Origin of the sequence: Kitasatospora sp. NPDC097605 (assembly GCF_040302725.1) — a bacterium.
Lineage (GTDB): Bacteria > Actinomycetota > Actinomycetes > Streptomycetales > Streptomycetaceae > Kitasatospora.
Window position 1 is genome coordinate 118,953 of record NZ_JBEOSF010000022.1, and the last position, 23,051, is coordinate 142,003.

At 75.8% G+C, this 23,051-nt stretch carries 19 protein-coding genes; 10 read left to right on the plus strand and 9 right to left on the minus strand.

Features of this window, described 5'->3' with window-relative positions:
* Positions 1–7 precede the first annotated feature (7 nt).
* The 7 genes from ABTX81_RS24430 to ABTX81_RS24460 all read left to right on the plus strand — a co-directional run bounded on the left by ABTX81_RS24430 (position 8) and on the right by ABTX81_RS24460 (position 8,746).
* Complete coding sequence (locus ABTX81_RS24430; protein WP_350549186.1) at positions 8–436, plus strand: PPOX class F420-dependent oxidoreductase; 429 nt, start codon at positions 8–10, stop codon at positions 434–436.
* A 235-nt stretch (positions 437–671) separates the two neighbouring features.
* Complete coding sequence (locus ABTX81_RS24435; protein ID WP_350549188.1) at positions 672–3,038, plus strand: DUF8508 domain-containing protein; 2,367 nt, start codon at positions 672–674, stop codon at positions 3,036–3,038.
* 530 nt (positions 3,039–3,568) lie between these two features.
* On the plus strand, positions 3,569–3,727 hold the full coding sequence (locus ABTX81_RS24440; RefSeq protein WP_350549190.1) for a hypothetical protein: 159 nt from the start codon (positions 3,569–3,571) through the stop codon (positions 3,725–3,727).
* 56 nt (positions 3,728–3,783) lie between these two features.
* Positions 3,784–6,084, plus strand: coding sequence for a heavy metal translocating P-type ATPase (locus tag ABTX81_RS24445; RefSeq protein ID WP_502892839.1), 2,301 nt, complete (start codon positions 3,784–3,786; stop codon positions 6,082–6,084).
* A complete protein-coding gene (locus ABTX81_RS24450) occupies positions 6,081–6,614 on the plus strand; it encodes a copper chaperone PCu(A)C (RefSeq protein ID WP_350549194.1) in 534 nt (177 codons plus the stop codon). Before ABTX81_RS24445 ends, ABTX81_RS24450 begins: the two co-directional genes overlap by 4 nt.
* Positions 6,615–6,934: 320 nt before the next feature.
* Positions 6,935–8,212, plus strand: a complete 1,278-nt coding sequence (locus ABTX81_RS24455; RefSeq protein ID WP_350549196.1) for a hypothetical protein — start codon at positions 6,935–6,937, stop codon at positions 8,210–8,212.
* Positions 8,213–8,305: 93 nt separating this feature from the next.
* Entirely contained in the window at positions 8,306–8,746 is a 441-nt protein-coding gene (locus ABTX81_RS24460; RefSeq protein WP_350549198.1) for a DUF8189 domain-containing protein, read from the plus strand.
* 74 nt (positions 8,747–8,820) lie between these two features.
* On the opposite strand, the gene ABTX81_RS24465 is transcribed toward ABTX81_RS24460, so the two are convergent.
* Both ABTX81_RS24465 and ABTX81_RS24470 read right to left on the minus strand, forming a co-directional pair.
* The gene (locus ABTX81_RS24465) at positions 8,821–9,840 is read right to left on the minus strand and encodes an Acg family FMN-binding oxidoreductase (protein WP_350549200.1); all 1,020 of its coding nucleotides are present in this window, start codon (positions 9,838–9,840) and stop codon (positions 8,821–8,823) included.
* Positions 9,841–10,010: 170 nt separating this feature from the next.
* Complete coding sequence (locus ABTX81_RS24470) at positions 10,011–10,913, minus strand: universal stress protein (RefSeq protein ID WP_350549202.1); 903 nt, start codon at positions 10,911–10,913, stop codon at positions 10,011–10,013.
* 568 nt (positions 10,914–11,481) lie between these two features.
* Here ABTX81_RS24470 and ABTX81_RS24475 point away from each other — a divergent pair.
* Positions 11,482–13,179, plus strand: a complete 1,698-nt coding sequence (locus ABTX81_RS24475) for a sensor histidine kinase (RefSeq protein WP_350549232.1) — start codon at positions 11,482–11,484, stop codon at positions 13,177–13,179.
* Between the two features lie 49 nt (positions 13,180–13,228).
* On the opposite strand, the gene ABTX81_RS24480 is transcribed toward ABTX81_RS24475, so the two are convergent.
* From ABTX81_RS24480 to ABTX81_RS24510, 7 genes are all read right to left on the minus strand, one after another.
* Positions 13,229–13,651, minus strand: a complete 423-nt coding sequence (locus tag ABTX81_RS24480) for a pyridoxamine 5'-phosphate oxidase family protein (RefSeq protein WP_350549204.1) — start codon at positions 13,649–13,651, stop codon at positions 13,229–13,231.
* Between the two features lie 220 nt (positions 13,652–13,871).
* Positions 13,872–14,600, minus strand: a complete 729-nt coding sequence (locus ABTX81_RS24485) for a response regulator (RefSeq protein WP_350549206.1) — start codon at positions 14,598–14,600, stop codon at positions 13,872–13,874.
* Positions 14,601–14,712: 112 nt separating this feature from the next.
* Positions 14,713–15,153, minus strand: coding sequence for a nuclear transport factor 2 family protein (locus tag ABTX81_RS24490; RefSeq protein WP_350549208.1), 441 nt, complete (start codon positions 15,151–15,153; stop codon positions 14,713–14,715).
* A gap of 104 nt (positions 15,154–15,257) precedes the next feature.
* Complete coding sequence (locus tag ABTX81_RS24495) at positions 15,258–15,791, minus strand: hypothetical protein (protein WP_350549210.1); 534 nt, start codon at positions 15,789–15,791, stop codon at positions 15,258–15,260.
* A 178-nt stretch (positions 15,792–15,969) separates the two neighbouring features.
* Positions 15,970–17,766 carry an aa3-type cytochrome oxidase subunit I gene (gene ctaD, locus ABTX81_RS24500; RefSeq protein ID WP_502892840.1) on the minus strand — a complete coding sequence of 599 codons (1,797 nt, stop codon included), beginning with the start codon at positions 17,764–17,766 and terminating at the stop codon, positions 15,970–15,972.
* 399 nt (positions 17,767–18,165) lie between these two features.
* Complete coding sequence (locus tag ABTX81_RS24505) at positions 18,166–18,624, minus strand: pyridoxamine 5'-phosphate oxidase family protein (RefSeq protein ID WP_502892841.1); 459 nt, start codon at positions 18,622–18,624, stop codon at positions 18,166–18,168.
* An 80-nt stretch (positions 18,625–18,704) separates the two neighbouring features.
* Positions 18,705–19,517, minus strand: a complete 813-nt coding sequence (locus ABTX81_RS24510) for a sigma 54 modulation/S30EA ribosomal C-terminal domain-containing protein (RefSeq protein WP_350549212.1) — start codon at positions 19,515–19,517, stop codon at positions 18,705–18,707.
* A 208-nt stretch (positions 19,518–19,725) separates the two neighbouring features.
* On the opposite strand from ABTX81_RS24510, the gene ABTX81_RS24515 reads away from it, so the two are divergent.
* Positions 19,726–20,373: a class I SAM-dependent methyltransferase gene (locus tag ABTX81_RS24515; protein WP_350549214.1), complete on the plus strand. Its 648-nt coding sequence runs from the start codon at positions 19,726–19,728 to the stop codon at positions 20,371–20,373.
* Positions 20,374–20,764: 391 nt separating this feature from the next.
* Positions 20,765–23,051 (plus strand): type 2 lanthipeptide synthetase LanM family protein (locus tag ABTX81_RS24520; protein ID WP_350549216.1); only part of this gene is annotated, 2,287 nt, incomplete at its 3' end.

Here is a 23,051-nt window from a genome sequence, read left to right on the forward strand (position 1 = left end):
GCCCGGCATGAGCGCCGCCACCCCCAACCCCGACCCGCACCGGCAGAAGCGGCTCGAACGCCTCGTCAGCCTCTGCTCCGGAAGCTATCTGCTGGTCACCACCTTCAAGAAGGACGGCACCGCCGTGCCCACCCCGGTGTGGGTGGTGCGCGACGGCGAGGCGCTCGGCATCTGGACCGTCGCCGACTCCTGGAAGGTCAAGCGGATCCGCAACCGCCCGGACGTCCTGGTCGGCCCCTGCGACGTGCGCGGCAACCCCACCGGCGAATCCCACCCGGCCACCGCCGAGATCCTCGACCCCGAGCGCACCGCCGCCTACCGGACGCTGCTGCGGCAGAAGTACGGCCTGGTCGGCGTCGTCACCCTGCTCGGCAGCCGGCTACGCCGCGGCGAACGCGGCACCGTCGGCATCCGGCTCACCCTCACCGAGGACTGACGGCTGACGGCTGACGGCAGGCGACTGACGGCAGGCGACTGACGTCCGACGTCCGACCGTCACCTCCGCCTCCTCCGTCACCCGGGCCACAGGCGACTCGGCCGGTTCATGTCAGCCGAAACGTTCTTCCGTTGTACGTCTGGCTGTCCGCCAGAGCGCGCGGTATGGCAACGGTGGCGCTGCTACAACACACAGCGCCCCACCATCATCCGTTCGCGCGTCAGGAGGACGCCCCATGCGGCGAACCGATCGAGTCCGGCTCCGTGTGCTGGCGGTGGCATCGGCCGCCGCCGTCGTGGGAGCGGTGACAGCCCTGCCGGCCGGCACCGCGCAGGCGGTGTCGCCGGACCTCGTGATCAGCCAGGTGTACGGCGGCGGCGGCAACTCCGGCGCCCCGTACACCAATGACTTCATCGAGCTGTACAACCGCGGCACCGCGCCGGTCACGGTCACCGGCTGGACCGTCCAGTACGCCTCGGCGGCCGGCTCGTCGTGGTCGAAGACCACGCTCTCGGGCACCATCGCCCCCGGCGCCTACTACCTGGTGCAGGAGGCGGCCGGGGCCGGCGCCGGCGCGGCCCTCCCGACGCCCGACGCCACCGGCACCATCGCCATGGGCGCCAACGCCGGCAAGGTCGCGCTGGTCACCAACTCCACCGCGCTGACCTGCTCCACCGGCTGCGCCACCCAGCCCGGGGTGAGGGACTTCGTCGGGTACGGCACCACCGCCAGCTCGGCCGAGGGCTCGCCGACCGGCAACCTCGCCAACACCACCGCCGCCGTGCGGGCGGGCGGCGGCGCCACCGACACCGACACCAACGCGAGCGACTTCGCCGTCACCGCGCCCACCCCGCGCAACTCGTCCTCCACCGGCGGCGGGACCGGCGGCACCCGCATCCACGACATCCAGGGCGCCGCCCGCACCTCCCCGCTGGCCGGCCAGTCGGTCAGCGCCGTCCCCGGTGTCGTCACGGCGGTCGGCCCGAGCGGCTACTGGTTCCAGGACCCGCAGCCCGACGCCGACCCGGCCACCAGCGAGGCGGTCTACGTCTACACCGCGGGCGCGCCCGGCGTGGCCGTCGGCGACTCGGTCAAGGTCGCCGGCACGGTGAGCGAGTTCCGCCCGGGCGGCACCGGCGGCACCACCAACCTCACCATCACCGAGCTCACCGGGGCCACCACCGGTGTCCTCGCCCACAACGTCGCGCTGCCCGCCGCCACCGTGGTCGGCGCGGGCGGCCGGGTCCCGCCGGCCGCGGTGATCTCCGGCGTCACCACGGGCGACGTCGAGACCGCCGGCGGCTTCCAGCCGGCCACCGACGGCCTGGACTTCTGGGAGTCCCTGGAGGGCATGCGGGTCCAGCTGAACAACGCCGCCGTGGTCGGCCCGAGCAGTTCCTTCGGCGAGATCCCGGTCGTCCCGCAGGGCTCGACCACCCGCACCAACCGCGGCGGCATCCTGCTGCAGGCCGCCGACGGCAACCCCGAGCGGGTCCTGCTGGACGACGTGCTCGCCCCGACGCCGACCGCCAACGTGGGCGACACCCTCTCCGGCGCCACCGTCGGCGTCCTCGACTACTCCTTCGGCAACTTCAAGCTGCTGGTCACCGCGACCCCGACCGTCGCCCCGGGCGGCCTCACCGCCGAGACCACCGCCGCCCCGGCCGCCGGCGAGCTCGCCACCGCGACCTTCAACGTCGAGAACCTCGCCCCGAGCGACCCGCAGAGCAAGTTCGACGGCCTCGCCGCGGCCGTCGTCAACCACCTCCGCTCGCCCGACCTGGTCGCCCTGGAAGAGATCCAGGACAACTCCGGCGCGACCGACAACGGGGTCGTCGCCGCCGACCAGACCGTCGCCAAGCTGGTCGCCGCGATCGGCGCGGCCGGCGGCCCGGCCTACTCCTACCGCCAGATCAACCCGGTGAACGACCAGGACGGCGGCCAGCCCGGCGGCAACATCCGCCAGGTCTTCCTCTACCGCACCGACCGCGGCCTGACCTTCACCGACCGCGCCGGCGCGGGCTCCACCACCGCCAACTCGGTCGTCAACAACGCCGGCACGCCGGCCCTCGCCTACTCCCCCGGCCGGATCGACCCGGCCGACTCCGCCTTCAACGCCAGCCGCAAGCCGCTCGCGGGCGAGTTCCGCTGGAACGGCCGCCCGGTCTTCGTGATAGCCAACCACTTCAACTCCAAGGGCGGCGACCAGCCCCTCTTCGGCCGCTACCAGCAGCCGGCCCGCCCCTCCGAGACCCAGCGGCACGCGCAGGCCACCGTGGTGAAGAACTTCACCGACCAGATCCTCGCCGTGGACCCGAACGCCTCGGTCATCGTCCTCGGCGACCTCAACGACTTCGAGTTCTCCCAGACCACCGCGCTGCTCACGGCCGGCGGCTCCCTGGTCGACCTCCCCCGCACCCTGCCCCTCGCCGAGCGCTACACCTACGTCTACGAGGGCAACTCCCAGGTGCTGGACCACATCCTCATCTCCCCCGCCCTCGCGGCCAAGGCGTACAGCTACGACATCGTCCACCTCAACAGCGAGTTCGCCACCCAGCTGAGCGACCACGACCCCCAGGTCGTCCGCATCCCCCTGCCCTAGCGCACCCCACCCGGCCCCACTGCCCCGGCGTCATCTCCCCGACGCCGGGGCAGTGCCGTACCCACGGTCCGCAGGGCCATCAATGAGGAAGCGCCCGTGGACGGAGACCCGCGCGCCATCCAGGTGATGGGGAGCCGGGAGCGTCCGATCCGCCAGGTCCGCTTCCAGGACCGGCGGCGAACCCGGCGTCAAGGTGCTGGCGGCCCAGGCCCGACGCGGCGCGCGGGCGCTGGGGCGCTTGCGGGTCGCACGGACCGCACAGACCGACCCGGCGACCCGGGGGCGCCGCCCGTCGCCGGGCGATCGGCTGCCGGAGGGCTCCTCACGGAATCGCCGGGTTCCTGCTGGAGCCGGCCAGGACCGCGGGAGCACCCGAATCAACGCCCAGAGCGGGTTCGTCCGGGGTACCGGCGCGGGAACGGGCACGGGGTAGGGGTATGTGATTCGGGTCATTCGGGGTGTTCGGGAACTCTCCGGGGCGGTGGGACGACTGGTGGGGGGTGAGTGGGATGTCGCCGGGTGGCCGGCCGTTGAGTGTGCTGGCGGGGTTCGCCCTGCTGCTGGTGGTGGTGTTCGTCGTGGCCTTCGCGGTGGGGCGCGGGGCCGGGCCGGTGACGCCCGGGCTGACGCCCGGGGGCGGAGGCGGCGGTAAACCCGGGATGGGGCACGACATGGGGGCGGGCCGGTGACATCCGTGACGGAGGGTACGGACGCCCAGGTGAGCACCGATCTGACGGTCGGCGGGATGACCTGCGCGGCCTGTGTGAGCCGGGTCGAGAAGCGGCTGGCGCGGATCGAGGGCGTGACCGCCGGGGTCAACCTGGCCACCGGACGGGCGCGGGTGCTCCACCCGGCCTCGGTGGGCGTGGACGAGCTGGTCGCGGCGGTGGAACGCGCCGGGTACACCGCCGAGCCCGCGCCCGACGGGGTGCCGGCGACCGGCCCGGCCGCGGAGGACGCCGGGGACCGCCGGCGGCTGCTGGTGACGGCCCTGCTGACCGTTCCCGTGCTGGTGCTGTCGATGGTGCCCGCGCTGCAGTTCCCGGCCTGGCAGTGGGTCTGCTTCGGGCTGGCGCTGCCGGTGGTGAGCTGGGGCTCGGCCGCCTTCCACCGGCGGGCCTGGCAGGGCCTGCGGCACGCGGCGGCGACCATGGACACCCTGGTGAGCCTCGGTGTGGTCGCGTCGTTCGGCTGGTCCGCGTACGCGCTGCTGTTCGGCGGGGCGGGCGCGATCGGCATGCGGATGCCGTTCTCGCTGACCGCGGACGGCGGCGGCACCGCGCACGTCTACCTGGAGGCGGCCGTCGGGGTGCCGCTGTTCGTGCTGGCCGGGCGGCTGCTGGAGGGCCGGGTGCGGCGGCGCAGCGGTTCGGCGCTGCGGGCGCTGGCCGAACTGGGTGCCAAGGAGGTCTGCGTCCGCGATCCGCGGGACGGCGAGGAACGGCTGCTGCCGATCGAACGGCTGCTGCCGGGGCAGGAGTTCGTGGTCCGGCCGGGCGAGCGGGTGGCCACCGACGGGGTGGTGGTGGAGGGCGGTTCGGCGCTGGACCTGAGCCTGCTGACCGGCGAGTCGGTGCCGGTGGAGGTCGGGCCGGGCGACCGGGTCGCGGGCGCCACGGTGAACGTCGGCGGGGCGCTGGTGGTGCGGGCGACGGCGGTCGGCGCGGACACCCAACTGGCCCGGATCACCGCGCTGGTGGCGGACGCCCAGGCCGGCAAGGCCAAGGCGCAGCGGCTCGCGGACACGGTCGCCGGGGTGTTCGTGCCCTGTGTGCTGACGGTGGCGGTCTGCGTGCTGGGCTTCTGGCTGGGCGCGGGCGCCGACCCGCAGGCGGCGGTGACGGCGGCGGTCTCCGTGCTGGTGGTGGCCTGTCCGTGCGCGCTGGGACTGGCCACCCCGACCGCGCTGCTGGCGGCGACCGGGCGCGGCGCGGAACTGGGTGTGCTGGTGCGCGGCCCGGAGGTGCTGGAGAGCCTGCGCCGGGTCGACACCGTGGTGCTGGACAAGACGGGCACGCTGACCACCGGCCGGATGGAGCTCGCGGCGGTGGCCGTGGCCGCCGGCGCGGGGGTCGACGAGGACCGGGTGCTGCGGCTGGCGGGAGCCGTCGAGCACCGCTCGGAGCACCCGATCGGGCGGGCCGTCGTGGGGGCGGCCCGGGCCCGGTGCGGCTCCGAGCCCCTTCCGGCGGTGGCCGGCTTCACGGCCACCGCCGGAGTCGGGGTGTCCGGCGAGGTCGAGGGAGTCCGGGTGCAGGTGGTGCGCCCGGACGAGGCCGGCGGGCCGCTGCCGGACGGGCTGGCGCGGGCGCTGGCGGACGCCTCGGCGGCGGGCCGCACGCCGGTGCTGGTGGAGCTGGACGGGCGGCCGGCGGCCGTGCTGACGGTCGGCGACACGCTGCGCTCGGGCAGTTGGCGCGCGCTGCACCGGCTGCGCGGCATGGGTCTGGAGCCGGTGCTGCTGACCGGGGACGGGCCGGGCGCGGCGCGGGCGGTCGCGGCGGAGCTGGGCATCGAGCGGGTGCACTCCTCGGCCTCTCCGGAGCGCAAGGCCGAGGTGGTCGCCGAGTTGAAGGCGGCCGGGCGGACCACGGCGGTGGTCGGCGACGGGGTCAACGACGCCGTCGCGCTGGCCTCGGCGGACCTCGGGGTGGCGCTCGCCTCGGGCAGTGACGCGGCGATCGGCGCGGCCGGGCTGACCCTGGTGCGCGGGGACATCGAGGCGGTGGTGGACGCCGTGCGGCTGGCCCGGCGCACGCTGGCCACGATCCGGGTCAACCTGCTGTGGGCGTTCGGGTACAACGTGGTGCTGATCCCGCTGGCGGCGGTGGGGCTGCTGAATCCGATGCTGGCGGCGGTGGCGATGTCGCTGAGTTCGCTGCTGGTGGTGGGCAACAGCCTGCGGCTGCGGACGTGGCGTCCCGGGCGGGGCACCGCGGACGGGCGCGGCGGCGGGGCGCGGGACGGCGGTCCGGGCGCCGGCGGCACGACGGGCGCCGCACGGCGGCCGGCCCGGGCGCGGCGTTCGGCGGGTGCGGCGTGGTGAGCGGGCGGGCGGACGGACGGTTCACGGCGGCCCGGCGGTCCAGGACGGCCGAGCGGCTGCGGGTGGCCGGGCCGCCGGTGGCGGCCGCCGCGGTGGCGCTCGCGCTGCTCTCGGGATGGACGGCGGTCGGCGGGGCGGGGCGGGCGCGCCCGGTCGAGGTGGGGCCGGGCTGGCTGCTGCTGCCCACGGCGGGCGGGGCACCGGCCACCGCCGCCTTCTTCACGGTCCGCAACCCGGGCGACATCCCGGACGAGCTCACCGCGGCCAGCTGGGAGTTCGGCGGCAAGGTGACGCTGAAGCGGCATCTGCACCAGGGCGCCTCGGGCCGCTGGGAGCCGGCCGCGGCGCTGCCGGTGCCGGAGCGCGGCGAGTTGGTGATGTCTCCGGAGGACTCCGATCTGATGATCACCAATCCGCCCCCGTTGAAGGTCGGGCAGTGGGTGGAGTTCACGCTCAGCTTCCGCAACAGCCCGCAACTGCGGGTCAGGGCGGAGGTCCTGCCGCCCGGCGGACGGCGCGCCGGCGGCTGAGCACGGTGCGGCGGGCACGGCGGGCACGGCGGGCACGGCGGGCAGCAGCGCAGCAGGGCACCAGGGCACCAGGGCACCAGGGCACCAGCGCACAGGCACACCGGGACACCCCGACACCGGAACACCCGGGGTCCTCGAACGAATTGTCGGTCGGGTCCGGTAGTTTGTGCCCAACCCGAGGAGGCTCCCGGGAAAATCGGGTGCCCGCCCCGAGGGTCCTGTGCTTTTCTGTGCCACGCCGTCAGGTCGCACACGAACGCACGCCCGTACCCGCCGCACCGGCACCCGCCGACCGCACCCAGGAGCGCCCCATCAACACCGTGATACGCCGGTCCGCCCGCACCACCCTGGTCGCGGCCGCCTGCAGCGCCGTTCTCGCCACCGGGCTCGCCGCGTGCGGCACCGTGCAGCAGCTCAGCGCCGCCGACAAGGTGTCGACCGCCTTCGACAAGCTCGGCCAGGGCAAGTCCTTCAGCGCCAAACTGTCGGTCGAGGCCACCGCCGACCAGATCGAGGCGTTCGGGGCGGCCGCCGGCGAGAAGATCGACAAGGAGAGCGCGGCCGCGCTCTCCGCCGTGAGCCTGTCCGTCGCGTTCAGCGCGGACAAGCCGCTGAAGGACGTCCAGCCGTCCAAGGGCACCGGCAACGGCGGGGCCCCGAAGCCGGACCCGTCGCTCTCCTCCTCGTTCGCGCTCACCGGCAAGGGCGGCGCGTCGCTGTTCGAGCTGCGCCAGATCGGTGACCGGGCCTTCGCCCGGGCGGACCTCGCCGCCGTCGGGGGCCTGTTCGGCGAGGACGTCTCCGAGCTCGACGAGCTGACCAAGGACCTGCCCGCCACCCTGCAGGGCGCGCTGAAGGGCAAGTGGGTCGCCTTCGACGCGAAGGAACTGGAGAAGGCCGGCGGGTCGGACGCCGCGGGCGGCGGCGCCTCCCCCACCCCGACGGTCGACCCCAAGCTCGAGGACGGGCTGGCCGCGTCGCTGAAGGACATCCTCAACCACGACCTGTCCTTCGAGGACAAGGGCAAGCAGGACGGCAAGGAGCGAATCACCGTCACCGCCCCGGCGCGCAAGCTGGCGGACGACCTGCTGAAGGCCTTCGAGCCGCTCGCCAAGGAGGTCCCGGAGCTCGGCAAGCTGCCGAAGACCGCCCCGACGGAGGTGCCGGACCGCAACCTGGCGCTGGACGTCTACCTCGACGGCGGCGCGCTGTCCGCGGTGACCTTCGACCTCGCCCAGCTGGACGCGAAGGCCGGCACCGGTACGCCCCTGCCGCTGCGGATCGCGTTCGGCAAGGACGCGCCGGCGGTCCAGGCGCCCGCCGACGCCACCACGATCACCTCGGACGACATCGCCGGCCTCCTCGGCGGGTTCGCCGGCGGCCTGCTGGGCTCCGGCTTCGACGGCACCGGCCTCGACGGCACCGGCGCCGGCTCGGGTGAGCCGGGTCAGCCGGGTGAGGCGGCCACGCCGCTCACCGACGCCCAGGTCAAGGAGCTGACCGCCGGCGGCGCCATGAACGAGGAGCAGGTCCGGCTCTACAACAAGCTGGGCCTGAGCTACCAGGACATCAAGGACCTCGCCACCATGGGTTCCTGACCGTGAACCCCCCGCCGCCGGGCGTCCGTCTCCTTCACTGAGGGGGCCGTCCGTCGGCGGGCGGCCTCGGTCAGGACCGACTGAGGAGTGTCCGTGAAGCAGATCAAGACCGCGGTGGCCGCCGCCGTGCTCGCCGGTGTCGCGGTGACCGCGGTGCCCGCCACGGCCACGGCGGCGCCCGTCGTCGCCGCGACGGAGCCGATGCACTGCGTCAGCCCGGCCTGGGGCGGGGAGTACCTCTGCGGCGGCGAGTACGGCTCGCCCGGCATCATCGAGTACGCCTACCGGGACGGCCGCCGGCAGGTGTTCGTCATCGGCACCGACCACGCCGTGTGGACGCGTTCGAGCAGCACGTCCGGCAAGAAGGGCTCCTGGTCGTCCCTGGGCGGCTACCTGATCGGCGGGGTCGGCATCACCGCCTCCGACATGGGCAACGGCCGGTTCGAGATCGCCGCCCGGGGCACCGACTACAACCTCTGGGCACGGCGCCACGCCTCGGACGGCAGCTGGTCCGCCTGGGCCCGGATCTCCTAGCGGGGAACAGGTCCGCCGGGCGGCCGGGGAAGCGACCCCGGATCCGCCCGGCGGACCTCCGCGGAGCGCCCTCGCTACGCCGTCGGCAGGTCGAGGACGTCCTCCAGCGGCCGGCGCGGCGTGGCGGCCCCGGGCGGCCCGTAGCCCACCCGCAGCACCAGCTGGACGTGCCCGGGCCCCTCGACGGGGTCGCGCAGGCGCCAGCGCAGATCCGGCCATTCGACCGCCTGGTGCCACACTGTCAGCCGCAGCCCGTGCACGGTGGCCAGCAGCCAGACCCGCTCCAGCGCCTGCCCGGTGCACAGCCAGTCGGCCGGGCCGTCCCCGGTGGTCGCGAGCGTGCACAGCTGGGGCAGCGCCTCGAAGCGCTGGGAGGGCTGCGACGGCCCCTCGTGGTGCGGCGGGCGCCCGGCGAACTCGCGCATCGGCACCCGGGCGTCGTGGTCCTGCGGGCCGAGCACGGCGTACGGCAGGCCGTCGGCGGCGGTGCCCGCGTCGGACCGCAGCCAGGAACGGGTCTCGGCCTGCCGGTCCGGGTCGTGGGCGATCCGGTCCTCGGCCTCGACGGTGACCTCCAGCACCCGGCGCACCCCGGCCTCCTCCAGCACCGCGAGCGCCACGCCCTCCTCCCGCGCGGCCGCGATCAGCTCCGCGGCGACCGTCTCGGGGACGTCGCGGTTGGTGAACGGCTGGCGGCTGGAGTGGCGCTCGGCGATCGCCGGGTAGAGGTCCCGTCCGAACGGCCCGTGCCCGTCCGCCGGGAGGGCTCCCCCGGCGGCGGGGACGGCGAGGTCGAGGATCGCCAGCAGCCGCGGGTCGGCCGGGTCCGGGAGCAGCCGGACGGAGGCCTCCCGGCCGAGTCGCGCGGAGGCGACCCGGAGGTTGAACAGGGCGGCGCCCGCCGCGACGTGCAGGGCCGCGCCGTTGGCGTCCGCGAGCGGGACGGAGCGGTCCGGGTCGGCGAGCACCTCCACCCCGCCCCCGTCCGGGGTGGGACGGAACCGCCACGGCTGGCTGTTGTGCAGCGAGGGCGCGGCGCCACCGGCGGCGGCGAGCAGCCGCAGGTCGGCCGGAGTGAGGGCTGCCTGGGTCATGGTGATCCTCTCCTTGCCTCGACGCTCCGGAGCCGGTCGCCACGGCCGGCACGGACACGAGTCCCGGTACTCCCGAGGGTGCGCCGGGCCGGCCGGCGGCGACAGGGTCCAACGGCCCGGATGCCGCCGGCGGCCGGCCCGACCGTACGGGGCGGCGGACCGCCCCCGGGTCAGTCGTGCGGGACGACCGCCACCGGCGCCTGGGCGTGGTGCAGCACGGCGTGGGCGACGCGGCCCAGCCGGGGTCCGAGGTCGAGGGGGCGGCGACGGCGGCCGACCACGACCAGGCCGGCGCCGGCGGAGTCCTCGACCAGGGTGCGGGCGGCGCCGAGCCGGACCTGCTGGACGACCTCGACCTCGGGGTGGCGCTCGCGGTGCGCGGCGAGGGCGGCGGCCAGCGACTTCTCCTCCGCCGCCTGGAGCTGGGCCATCTCGACACCGGACGGCAGGAAGCCGACCACCGCGAAGGCGGGCGGCAGGTCCCAGCCGTGGACGGCGCGGATCCGGGCGCCGCGCAGGGCGGCCTCCCGGAAGGCGAAGTCGAGCACCGCGTCGTCGGGCGCGGTGGCGTCCACGCCGACCACCACCTCGGGCACCGCCGGCGCCTCGCCGGGCGCGTCCGCCGCCGTGTCCGCCGCCTCGGCCGGCTCGGTCGGCTCGGTCGGCCGGACGACCACCACCGGCACGGCCGCACGGGCGGCGACCGCCATGCTCACCGAGCCGAGCAGCAGTCCGGTGAAGCCGCCCAGTCCGCGCGAGCCGAGCACCAGCAGGCCGGCGTCCTCGGCGGCGGCGACCATGCCGTCCACGGCGGCGTCCAGCACCACGTCGGTCCGGACGGTCAGGCCGGGGTGCCGGGCCTGGACGTCCTCGGCCACGGCGGCCAGCATCCGCTGGGCGGCGACCGGCAGGTCCTCGGGGTCGGCGAACGCGGCGCGGCCGTCGGTCAGCCAGGGCCAGGCGTGCAGCAGTCGCAGCGGGGCCCCGCGCCGCAGCGCCTCCTCGGCGGCCCAGTGGGCGGCGGCGGTGCTCTCGGGCGATCCGTCGACTCCGGCCAGGACTGCGGGCGTCATGGGAGGTTCCTTCCGCTGCTGGCCCGCCGCACGGGGCGGGCCTTCGGGGTGGCTGCCGGTTCGGTCGGCCGGGGTGCGCTGACGCACCGTCGGCCCCTGGTCACCACCCTGGTCCCGGGCCGCGGCGCCCGCCAGAGGCCGCAGGGCCCTTCGGCCAGGGCCGTAGGTCCCGTGGACCGTCCGCAGGGATGGCGCGAACAGCGCGCAACCGGCGCGCGAGTGGCCGGTTGCACCCCGTCCGGCGCGTTCATGACCGACCCCGGCGTTTCGCGCACATGCCTGCGGCACTAACGTGAATCCGGCAATCCGACCGGTCGGCCGACCGGGATCGGACCCGGACCAGCAGCACGGAACCACGAGGAGGACGCCGGTGGGCGGCGCGGAGGACACGCGGGCGGGCACCGGCGGAGACCAGCGCGGACGGGCGGACGACGCCCCGCCGCCCGGCTGCCCGGCCCACGCGGGGACGGCGCTCACGGGCACGGTGGAGCCCGCGCCCGCACCGGCGGCGCGCGCCAAGGTCGCGCACGCCGCCCCGCCCGCCTCCGCCGCCCCCGGCGGCCCGCGGATCCCGCAGCTGCGCCTGGACGAGTTGCTGGAGGAGCTCCAGTGGCGGATCGACGCGGCGCGCGGCACCCGGGACCGGGTGCACAGCCTGCTGGAGGCGGTACTCGCGGTCGGCCGCGAGCTGGACCTCTCCCAGGCGCTGCACCGCATCGTCGAGGCCGCCGCCGACCTGGTCGACGCCCGCTACGCGGCGCTCGGCGTGATCGGCGCGGACGGCTACACGCTCTCCCAGTTCCTGACCGTCGGCCTCACCCAGGAGGAGATCGACGCGATCGGCCCGCCACCGACCGGCCAGGGCATCCTCGGCGAGCTGATCCGCGACCCGCAGCCGCTGCGCTGCCCGGTGCTCTCCGAGCACCCGGCCTCGGTGGGCTTCCCGCCGAACCACCCGCCGATGCACACCTTCCTCGGGGTGCCGGTCCGGGTGCGCGGCGAGGTGTTCGGCAACCTCTACCTGACCGACAAGCGCGGCGGCCTGGACTTCGACGCGGACGACGAGGCGGTCATCTCGACGCTCGCGGTGGCCGCCGGGGTCGCGATCGACAACGCCCGGCTGTACGAGGAGGCCCACCGCCAGCAGCGCTGGCTGCGGGCGAGCGCCGAGATCACCCGCAGCCTGCTGTCGGGCGCGCCCCGGCTGGAGGTCGTGGAGCTGATCGCGCGCCGGGCCCAGGAGATCGCGGGCGCCGAGCTGGCGGACGTCTCGGTGGCGCTGGCCGAACCGGGCGAGCGGGCGGCCGAGCTGACCGTCGAGGTGGCGCTGGGCGGCCGGGCGGAGGCCCGGCTCGGGGTGACGGTGCCGGTGGACGGCACGCTGTCCGGCGCCGCGTACGCCTCGGGCTCGCCGGTGACCAGTGACGAGCTGGAGCACGACCGGCGGTTCCCGGCCGGTCCGCCCGGGCGGTTCACAGGGCTGGGGCCGGCCGTGGCGGTGCCGCTGGGCACCGGCGAGGGGTTCGGGCGCGGCGTGCTGCTGCTGGCCCGGGAGAGCGGCCGTCCGCCGTTCACGGCCGAGGAGACGGGTCCGCTGCTGGGCTTCGCCGACCAGGCCGCGCTCGCCCTGGAGCTGGCCGAGCGGCGGCGGGACGCCGAGCAGCTGACCCTCCTGGAGGACCGCGACCGGATCGCCCGGGACCTGCACGACCTGGCCATCCAGCGACTGTTCGCGACCGGTATGACGCTGCAGAGCGCGGGCCGGCTGATCGAGAGCCAGAGCGCGGCCGACCGGGTGAGTCGGGCGGTCGCGGACCTGGACGAGACCATCAAGATCATCCGCTCGACCATCTTCGGCCTGCGCGCCCACAGCGAGCCGGACCGGGGGCTGCGCGCCCGCGCCACCCGGGTCGTCGGCGAGGCGCAGGCCACCCTCGGCTTCGCGCCCCGGCTCAGCATGGAGGGCCTGCTGGACACCGACGTGCCGCAGGAGCTCGCCGAGCACGTGATGGCGGTGCTCGGCGAGGCGCTGAGCAACGCCGCCCGGCACGCCCGCGCGGGCCGGGTCGAGGTGGCGCTGCGCGCGGCCGGCGGGACGGTGACGCTCACCGTGACCGACGACGGCGTGGGCGTGCCCGCCGGCGGCCGCCGCAGCGGCCTGCGCAACCTCGCCGAGCGCGCCGAGCGGGCGGGCGGCAGCTTCGAGCTGCTCCCGGCCGAGGGCGGCGGCACCCGGCTGGTCTGGCAGGCCCCGCTGGGCGTCTGACCGGCCCGGCCTCCCCCGCCGGGCCCCGCGCCGCGGACGGCGCGGGGCCTCAGGACGGATCGGGCGCCAGGTGCCGGCCGACGACCAGTTCGGGGGCGATCCGGATCTCCGCGCGGGTACCGGGCGCCGGGGACGGCCGGCGGACCTCGGCGCGGCCGAGGACCGTGACGCACCAGCCGGTGCCGTCGCGGCCGTCCACCTCGTCGGCCTCGAAGGCGATCACCGCGCCCTCCACGGCGCGGGCCAGTTCGGAATCGGCCGCCGTGGAGAGCAGGACACCGCCGAGCGGGTCCAGCCGGAAGCGGACCGGGAGGACGGCGGGCAGCGCGCCGACGGTGTAGACCACGCGGCCCACTCCCGTACGGCCCAGCAGCTCCAGCGCCCTGGTCTCGTCGAGTTCCCGCGGGTGGCGGGGCTGCGGCCGGACCCGTGGCTCGACCTGCACGGACGCGGCTTCAGGATCGGCGTTCATAACACCGATCGTCGCCCGCCGGGCCCGGACCGGGCGAGGGCCGATGGTCCCGCCGAGAGTCCCACCCGGCCTACGGCGAACGTCCCTGGCGTGAACGGAAGAGAACGGGAACGATCCGGACCGGACGGGAACGAACGGACACCCGGGGGCCCGGACGGCGGACGGCCCCGGTCACCGCAGGCGGGCGGGCGACCGGGGCCGGGTACGGGGGGCGACGGCGTCAGCCGCGCGGGCCGTGGCCGAGGATGCGCGGATGGTGGGACCGGTCGGCGGCCGACTGGCGCAGCTCGGTGGCGATCAGCGCCGCCTGCACCCGTCGCTCCACGCCGAGCTTGGCGAGCAGCCGGGAGACGTGGTTCTTGACCGTCTTCTCGGCCAGGAAGAGCCGTTCGCCGATCTGCCGGTTGGTCAGTCCCTCGCCGATCAGCGCCAGCACCTCCTGCTCGCGGGCGGTCAGCTCCGGGCCGCCGCCGGACGGCTGCTCGGGCTCGGCCTCGCTGCGCAGCCGGTTGAGCAGCCGGGTCGCCGCGCCGGGGTCCAGCATCGAACGGCCGGAGGCGACCGTGCGCACGGCGGCGATCAGGTCGGTGCCGCTGATCTGCTTGAGCACATAGCCGGCGGCGCCCGCCATCACGGCGTCGAGCAGGGCCTCCTCGTCGTCGAAGGAGGTGAGCATCAGGCAGGCGAGGTCGGGCATCCGGGAGCGCAGCTCGCGGCAGACGGCCACGCCGTCGCCGTCGCCGAGCCGCACGTCCAGGACGGCGACGTCCGGGCGCAGCGCCGGGATGCGGACCAGGGCCTGCTCGGCGGTGCCGGCCTCGCCGACCACCTCCAGGTCGGGCTCGCCGTCCAGCAGGTCGTGCACGCCGCGGCGCACCACCTCGTGGTCGTCCAGCAGGAACACCCTGACCGGTGCCGGCGTCTCGGTCCCGGTCGTCTCGCTCGCCATGTCGCGGCTCCACCCTCTCCGTGCCCGGCACACCACACGCCGGGTCCATCGCATCATGCCCCACCACCCGGGCCCCGCCCAGGGCCGAACGGCCCCATTCGGCTCGCCGGCGCTACCGGTCCCGGAGGGCTCCGAGCACCCGCTCGACCGCGCCGAAGGCCACCGCGCTGTCCAGCGGGTTGGAGTAGGTGCGCGACCAGGTGATCAGTCCGCCGCGCACCCGGGCGAACACCACCATGTCGAGGGTGAAGCGCTTGCCGGTGGCCAGGACCTCGCCGTGCAGGCGGTACTCGGCGACGGCCAGCTCGGGGTCGGTGGTGCCGTGCACGCTGACCCGGTCCACGGCGTCGAAGCGCTGCATCGCCGCGCCGCGCCGCAGGTGCTCGACGAAGGCCTCCCGGCCGGGCCGCTGCGGGGGCACGCCGGGCAGCAGGTAGGGCAGTTCGAAGACGGAGTCGGTGGTGACCAGCTCGGCCACCGCCGGGTCGGGGCCCTTGCCCATGAGCTGGACGAACTGCTCCAGCACCTCGCTCGGGGAGGCGGTGGCGGTCATCGGACGCTCCTCTCGACGGGCCGGGGCGGCACCCCGGTCTCCTGATTGACATCCGGACCGGCCTCGGCTCAGCAAGGGTACGGCGAAAGAGGACTGACTGTCGGTCAGATGCGGTGCCGGCGGGCGTTGCCGAGACCGATGAGCAGGAAGGCGGTGGAGACCGCGACCGCGCTGCCCGCGGCGGCGGCCAGCCGGGGGGCGAGCGGGCCGCCGCCGGAGAGCAGGATGGAGGCGGCGCCGAGCGAGGCGACGGCCAGGCCGACGAGCAGCCAGCCGAGCAGGGCCCGGGGCGAGGGGCGCACCGGCAGCGGCGCGGTGTTCGGGTCGATCAGGGCCCAGCGCACGGCTTCCTCGCGCTGTTCGGTCCGGCTCTGGAGGTGGGCGCGGACCCGCAGCAGGACGCCGGCGACCAGGCCGGCGAGCGCGATCTGGGCGGCGGGCTGCCAGGCGGGGACGGCCAGCAGCAGGCCGCCGGCCAGGGCCAGGCAGGCCCACCAGGTCACGCAGGCGGCCGCGGCGGTGCGGGCCGAGCGGGGGCGGTCCTCGGCGGCCTGGAGGTCGGCGATGGCGGGCAGGTACCAGACGCAGCCGGACGCGGTGATCGCGGCGGTGCCGATGGCCAGGACGATGTGGGACATGGTGCCGTGCACTCCTCAAGCCTCGGGCGGTTCGGAGGGAGCCGCTCCCGCCCGCCCGGGGGCGACGCGCGGGCGGGAGCGGCGTTCTGGGGGCCGGGGCCCACGAGGGGCGTCGGCCTTTCAGCGGTCGGTCGTCAGGGTTCGGTCGTCAGCGGTCGGTCGCCGCCGTCAGCCGCCGTCAGCCGCCGTCGTCCGGACGGCCGGACGCGGCGCCGCCGTCGAGCGCGTGGGCGCGGCGCGACCTCGGCTCGTCGTAGGCGGCGGGGACGACCCCGGCCAGGTGCTTGGCGCGCTCACCGTTGTGGTCCAGGTAGTCGCGGGCGGCGATCTCCGGGTGGTGCAGGTCGAACGCCGGGGACTCGGAGCGGATCCGCGGCAGGGTGACGAAGTTGTGCCGCGGCGGCGGGCAGGAGGTGGCCCACTCCAGGGAGCGGCCCCAGCCCCACGGGTCGTCGACGGTGACCTTCTCGCCGTACTTGGCGGTCTTCCAGACGTTGTAGAGGAACGGCAGGAGGGACAGGCCCAGCAGGAAGGAGCCGATGGTGGACACCGTGTTGAGCGTGGTGAAGCCGTCGGAGGCCAGGTAGTCGGCGTAGCGGCGGGGCATGCCCTCGGCGCCGAGCCAGTGCTGGACCAGGAAGGTGGAGTGGAACCCGACGGTCAGCGTCCAGAAGCAGATCCGGCCGAGCCGCTCGTCGAGCATCTTGCCGGTCATCTTGGGCCACCAGAAGTGGAACCCGGCGAACATCGCGTACACCACGGTGCCGAACAGCGTGTAGTGGAAGTGCGCGACGACGAAGTAGGAGTCGGAGACGTGGAAGTCGATCGGGGGGGCGGCGAGCAGCACACCGGTCAGGCCGCCGAACAGGAAGGTGACCAGGAAGCCGACGGTCCAGAGCATCGGTGTCTCGAAGCTCAGTGAGCCCTTCCACATGGTGCCGACCCAGTTGAAGAACTTCACGCCGGTGGGCACCGCGATCAGGAAGGTCATGAACGAGAAGAACGGCAGCAGCACTTGTCCGGTGACGTACATGTGGTGCGCCCACACCGTGACCGAGAGGCCGGCGATGGCGACGGTCGCGGCGATCAGGCCTCCGTAGCCGAACATCGGCTTGCGGCTGAACACCGGGATGACCTCGGAGACGATGCCGAAGAACGGCAGCGCCAGGATGTACACCTCGGGATGGCCGAAGAACCAGAACAGGTGTTGCCAGAGCATGGCCCCGCCGGAGGACGGGTCGAAGACGTGCGAGCCGAACTTGCGGTCGCACTCCAGGGCCAGCAGCGCGGCGGCCAGCACCGGGAAGACCAGCAGCACCAGGACCGAGGTGAGCAGGACGTTCCAGCAGAAGATGGACATCCGGAACATGGTCAGGCCCGGGGCCCGCATGCAGATGATCGTGGTGATGAAGTTGACCGCGCCGAGGATGGAGCCGAAGCCGGAGAGCGTGACGCCCATGATCCACATGTCGGCGCCGACGCCGGGCGAGTGGATCGCGTCGGACAGCGGCGCGTAGAGGAACCAGCCGAAGTCGGCGGCGCCCTGGGGGGTGGCGAAGCCGGCGGCCGCGATCAGCGAGCCGAACATGAACAGCCAGTAGGCCAGCATGTTCAGGCGCGGGAAGGCGACGTCGGGGGCGCCGATCTGCAGCGGCATGATCCAGTTGGCGAAGCCGGTGAACAGCGGCATCGCGAACAGCAGCAGCATCACCGAACCGTGCATGGTGAACGCCTGGTTGAACTGCTCATTGGAGAGGATCTGCGTCCCCGGCCGGGCGAGTTCGGCGCGCATGACCAGGGCGAGGATGCCGCCGATCAGGAAGAAACCGAACGACGACACCAGGTACATGGTGCCGATCGTCTTGTGGTCGGTGGTCGTCAGCAGCCGGACCAGGGACGAGCCGGGTCGTTTGACCCGTGCCCGCCCCGGTCGGGCGGCCGACGGCGGCAGCGCGCTGTCGCCCTGTGCCTCGATGGCGCTCAAGGACGCACTCCTTCGAAACTTTCTGCGGATGGATGGCGATCCATGATCGGAACCCTCCACCCGTGCGCCCTAGGGCCGTTGGACCCAGCGGGCCCGGGCCGGTGGGCCTCGGATCCGGGCCCTCGGGCGGGACCACTGTCCGCCCGGCCGCCCGGCCCGCCGCGGCCGGCCCCGGGTACGACGAAGAACCGGCGCGGCCGGGAGAGTTGACGTTCTCCCGGCCGCGCCGGCGGGGCGCGGAACGGTTCTTCCGCGCCGGGGTCCCGGTCCGCCGGACGTCCCGCCCGGGAAGGGGGCGTCCGGGGACCGGGACCCGGATCGGGGCCCGCGTCGGGGCGGATCACGGACCCCGGGCCGGGAGGCGGCCGCGGTGCTCGGCGGCGGCCGTGCTCAGGAGGCGGCGGCCGTGCCCGCGATGAGCCGGTAGCCGGCCACCAGGTCGGGCTGGATGGCCACCGTGTGGTCCATCGAGGCGTTCACCCAGGGGCTCAACAGGGCGCGGTAGCGGGCCAGTCGGGCGGGGTCGGTGACCGGACGGGCGAAGCCGGTGACCACCACGCTCCAGCCGAGCCGGGTCACCGGGTCGATCGCGTCGGCCTCGTAGGCGACCACCACACCGGTGTCCTCGCTGCCCGCCGCGGCCGCGGTCAGCGCGGCGCCGTCGTGCGTGCGGATCACGATGGTGTCGTCGACCAGGAGGTGGTTGACCGGGCGGATCGCGGGCAGCGCCCGCACCGTGAAGACGATCCGGCCGAACGGCGCGCCGCCCAGCAGCCGCAGCGCCTCGGCCCGTTCCAGCGGCACCAGTTCGCGCGGCGGCGCCTCGGCGGGCGGCCGGGGGCGCACCACCGCCGCGGCACGGCGGGCCGGCGGTTGCGACCCGCCGGAGCGGCGCCGCTCGCGCAGCCGGCGGCGCACGGATCCGCCGCTCACGAGGCGGCCGCGATCAGGCCGAGGCCGCCGTCGAAGCGCCGGTAGAGCACCCGGCCGCGTCCCGAGCCCGGCTGGGCGAAGAACAGGTAGGGCAGTTCGGCGGCGGTCAGCCGCCGCACGGCCTGGTCCTCCGTCAGTTCCGGCGCGCCGCACGGGCTGAGGGTGAGCGGGGCGGCCGGACGGGTGGGTGGTCCGGCGGCCACCGTGCGGGCCAGCCGGTAGCCGGTCGGGCCGACCCGGTAGACCACCGCGTCGGTCTCGGTGGCCGGGTCGGTGAACAGGTGGATGTCGAAGTCCATCGCGTCCATGGTGCGGGCGGCGGCGTCCGGCGAGCACCACACCAGCTGGGCCCGCTTGCGCCGGACGATGCGCTGCGGCCAGGCCGGGTACGGGAGTTCGGGGCGCGCCACGGCGGCCTCCGGGCCGGCCGGCGCCGCCGGCCCGGCGGCCGTCAGCAGCGCGCGGGCGCGGGTCCGGCGCGGCCACGGCCGGGGCGTCCAGCCCGAGGTGACGGCGCCCATCCGGGCGCGCAGCCCCTCGGTGAGCCGGTCCAGCGCCTCCCCGAGGTCGGCGGCGGCCTCCTGGACGCGGATCCGCCGGCCGTCCACCTCGGCGTTGACCTGGGTCAGCACGCCCGCCCGGTCCGCCCCGTCCGGGGAGCCCGCCGTGCCGAGCGTGCCGACCCGTACCCGCAGCGACTCCACCAGGGCGTCCGCTCCGCCCACCACGGCGGCGATCCGGGCTCTCGCGTCGGCCGCGAAGCCCCGCGAAATCCCCTCGCACACCCGCACCGTGACCAACTCGCCCACCTCAGGCCTCTTCCCGTTCCGCCACACTCTGGTCCTTCCGCGCCGACCCGCCCCCGGCGGCCCCGCACTGCGGCGCGGCGATCACCATCCCTCCCCGCCATCCCGCTCACAAGGGCCGAACGGCCCCATCGGCCCGCGCCCACCGGCCCCTTCGCCCCCGGAACACCCCGGGAGCCGAACCGCCGTTCACCCGTGGCATCATCGGCCCATGACGGCCCCAGACGACCAGACCGCGTACTGGAACTCCACTGGAACCACCAAGACCTTCGGCCACCCCCTGAACCCCGCCTGGACGGCGGGCCTCGCCCGGGACGCCGCCCTGCTCGACTACGGCTGCGGCTACGGCCGGCTCGCCGGCGAGCTCGCCGCCCTGGGCTTCACCGACGTCGAGGGGGTGGACGTGGCGCCCGAACTGGTCGCCCGCGCCCGCGCCGAACAGCCCGCCGCCCGCTTCACGGTGCTGGCCGACCCGCCGCGGATCGGGCGGCCGGACGCCGCCTACGACGCGGCCTTCCTGTTCGCCGTGCTCACCTGCGTCCCGGACGACGCTGCGCAGCAGGCCCTGGTCGCCGAACTCCACCGGGTGCTGCGCCCGGGCGGCCTGCTCCAGGTCAGCGACTACCTGCTCCAGCCGGACGAGCGCAACCGGGAGCGCTACCGGCGGTTCGAGGCGCGCTACGGCCGCCACGGGGTGTTCGAGACCAGCGACGGCGCGGTCTGCCGCCACCACACCCGGGAGCGGCTGGACGGGCTGTTCGCCCCGCTGTTCGAACCGGTCGACGAACGCGAGCTCGCGGTGCTCACCATGAGCGGCCGCCCGGCGGTGGCGACCCAGCTGCTGCTCACCCGGAGGTAGGGGTCCGTCCCCGCCGATGGGCGGGGGCGGGGCGGATCGTGCGGGCCGGCCGTCACAAAGATGGGGGCCGGTCCCCCATGCCCCGACGGCCGCGTCGACGACAGGATCAGCAGCGAGGGCGGCGCCTTCGACGGCAGCGCGGCCCTCTCCCGGCATCGGAGGTGCGGTGGTGGCAGAGGTGGACGCCGTGCGCAGCACGCGCCTCGACGGGGGCGCCGGACCGGTTCAGGGCCCGGTCGCAGCGGCGGTCCCCTCGGCCACACCGTTCCCGCACACTCCGATGCCCGGCGACTTCCCCGCCCGGACTCCCCGCTCCCACCCCGGTCGGCTCCGGTCCCCCCGTGCCGGCGGCCCCCCGTGGTGGGAGCGGGGCCTGACCCCGGGTCGGCCGGTGCCCGCCGCCCGCCCGGACTGGGCCGCCTTCACCGAGGCCGCGGTGGCCGCAGCGCCGGTGCGCCCGATGGTGCCGCGCGCCGCCTACCCGGGCCTGAGCGGCTTCGCGCTCGTCCTGCAGCCCTTCGCCGACCGCGCGCAGGTGCGGCTGCTGACCGCGCTCTCCCCCGCCGTGCGCGCCGCCGACCAGCTGGGCCGGATCGACCTGGCCGCCCTGCGGGCCGAGTTCACCGCGCGGCTGACCGAGCGGCTGGCCCGGATCGCCGCGCGCACCCTGGTGCTGGAGCTCCACACCGCCCGCGGCGCCGGGCGGCTGGCCGGCGGCACCCCGCAGGAGCGGTTCCGCTCGTTCCTCGCGCTCACCGCCCGCCGTGAGGGCCTGGCCGCGCTGCTGCGCGACTACCCGGTCCTGGCCCGGCTGCTGGCCCGCGCCTGCCTGGACGCCGCCGACGCGCACGCCGAGCTGCTCGACCGGTTCACCGCCGACCGGAACCTGCTGGTCGCCGGGCTGCTGCACGGCCGCGACCCGGGCGCGCTGGTCGCCGTCACCGCCGACGCGGGCGACCGCCACCGGCGCGGGCGGGCCGTCGCCGTGCTGCACTTCGCCAACGGCACCGCCGTGGTCCACCGGCCCCGCCCGCCCGCCGCGCACCGGCACTTCAACGCGCTGCTCGGCTGGTACGGCGGGCGGCCCGGGGTGCCCCGGCTGCGCGCGCTGGGCCTGCTCGACCGGGGCACCCACGGCTGGACCGAGTTCGCCGAGGCCCGCCCCTGTCTGACCCGCTTCGACGTCGAGCGCTTCTACCGGCGCCAGGGAGCGCTGCTCGCCCTGCTGCACGTCCTGGACGGCACCGACCTGCACTTCGAGAACCTGGTCGCCTGCGGGGACCAGCCGGTGCTGGTGGACGTCGAGACGCTGTTCCACCCGCCGGCCGGCGGCCCCGTGCCGGCCGAGGACCCGGCGGCCCGCGCGCTCGCCGAGTCCGTCCACCGGGTCGGCCTGCTGCCGCAGCTGCTGCTCGGCGACGACGGCGCGGTGGACGTCTCCGGCATCGGCGGCGGCTGCGGCGGGCGGCGGCTGTCCCCGGTCGACGGCGTGGACTGGGCGGCCGCCGGCACCGACGAGATGCGCCTGGTGCGCCGCCCCCGCCCGTTCGGCGAGGCGCACAACCGGCCCCGGCTGGGCGGCGCGCCGGTCGAACCGGCCGAGCACACCGAGGCGCTGGTGGCCGGCTTCCGCGCCGGGTACACCGCGCTCGCCGAGGGCCGGGGCGAACTCCTCGGCCCGCGCGGGCTGTTGCGCTCCTTCGCGGACGCCGAGGTGCGGGTGGTGCCGCGAGCCACCCGGGTCTACGCCCGGCTGCTCGACGAGTCCACCCACCCGGACGTGCTGCGCGAGGCGGGCGCCCGGCAGGCCGTGCTCGACCTGCTGCGCACCGACGCGGTCGACGACCCGGGGCGCCCCGGGCTGGCCGACCACGAGGTCGCCGACCTGTGGACCGGCGACGTCCCGCTGTTCACCGCGCGGCCCGGTTCGCGCGACCTGTGGACCTCCGACGGCCGCCGGCTGCCGGGCGAACTGGTCGAGCCGGGGCTGGCCCGGGTCGAGGCCAAGCTCGCCGCGCTCGGCGCCGTCGACCGCAAGGACCAGGAGTGGATCGTCCGCGCGGCCATGGCGGGCGCCGCCGGCACCCCCGCCCACCGGCCGGGCCGCCCGGTGCCCGAGAACGTCTGGGCCACCGCGCCCGAGCCGGAGCAGCTGCTGGCCGCCGCCCGGGGCCTCGGCGACCAGCTGGTCGCCGCCGCCTACCAGGGGCGCTCCCGCACCAACTGGCTGGGGATGGAGCTGCTCGCCGACCGCTACTGGCGGGTGCGGCCGCTCGGCGCGGACCTGGCCGGCGGCTACACCGGCACGGCGCTGTTCCTCGCCCAGCTCGCCGCGCTCACCGGGACCGAGCGCTACGCCGAGGTCGCCCGCCGGGCCCTGGCGCCCGTCCCCGGGCTGTTCGACGCGCTGGCCGCCCACCCCGACCACCCGGCCGCCGTCGGCTCCGGCGCCTTCGCCGGCCTCGGCGGCATCGCCTACGCGCTCACCGAACTCGCCCGGCTGCTCGGCGATCCGCTGGTCGCGGCGTGGGCCGGCCCGGCGGTGGCGCTCACGGCGGCGGCCGCCGAGCGCGAGGAGGACCCCGGGGTGCACAGCGGCACCGCCGGCGGGCTCGCCGCGCTGCTGGCCGTGCACGCGGCGGGCGCCGACGGGCAGCCGGGCGCCGACGGGCGGCCGG

Coding starts and splice junctions, on each gene's coding strand:
- ABTX81_RS24490 (WP_350549208.1), bottom strand. CDS start 15,153: ATGACCGCCACCGCCTCCCCGAGCGAGGTGCTGGAGCAGTTCGTCCAG.
- ABTX81_RS24480 (WP_350549204.1), bottom strand. CDS start 13,651: ATGAACGCCGATCCTGAAGCCGCGTCCGTGCAGGTCGAGCCACGGGTC.
- ABTX81_RS24435 (WP_350549188.1), top strand. CDS start 672: ATGCGGCGAACCGATCGAGTCCGGCTCCGTGTGCTGGCGGTGGCATCG.
- ABTX81_RS24470 (WP_350549202.1), bottom strand. CDS start 10,913: ATGACGCCCGCAGTCCTGGCCGGAGTCGACGGATCGCCCGAGAGCACC.
- ABTX81_RS24495 (WP_350549210.1), bottom strand. CDS start 15,791: ATGTCCCACATCGTCCTGGCCATCGGCACCGCCGCGATCACCGCGTCC.
- ABTX81_RS24465 (WP_350549200.1), bottom strand. CDS start 9,840: ATGACCCAGGCAGCCCTCACTCCGGCCGACCTGCGGCTGCTCGCCGCC.
- ABTX81_RS24445 (WP_502892839.1), top strand. CDS start 3,784: ATGACCTGCGCGGCCTGTGTGAGCCGGGTCGAGAAGCGGCTGGCGCGG.
- ABTX81_RS24485 (WP_350549206.1), bottom strand. CDS start 14,600: ATGGCGAGCGAGACGACCGGGACCGAGACGCCGGCACCGGTCAGGGTG.
- ABTX81_RS24430 (WP_350549186.1), top strand. CDS start 8: ATGAGCGCCGCCACCCCCAACCCCGACCCGCACCGGCAGAAGCGGCTC.
- ABTX81_RS24515 (WP_350549214.1), top strand. CDS start 19,726: ATGACGGCCCCAGACGACCAGACCGCGTACTGGAACTCCACTGGAACC.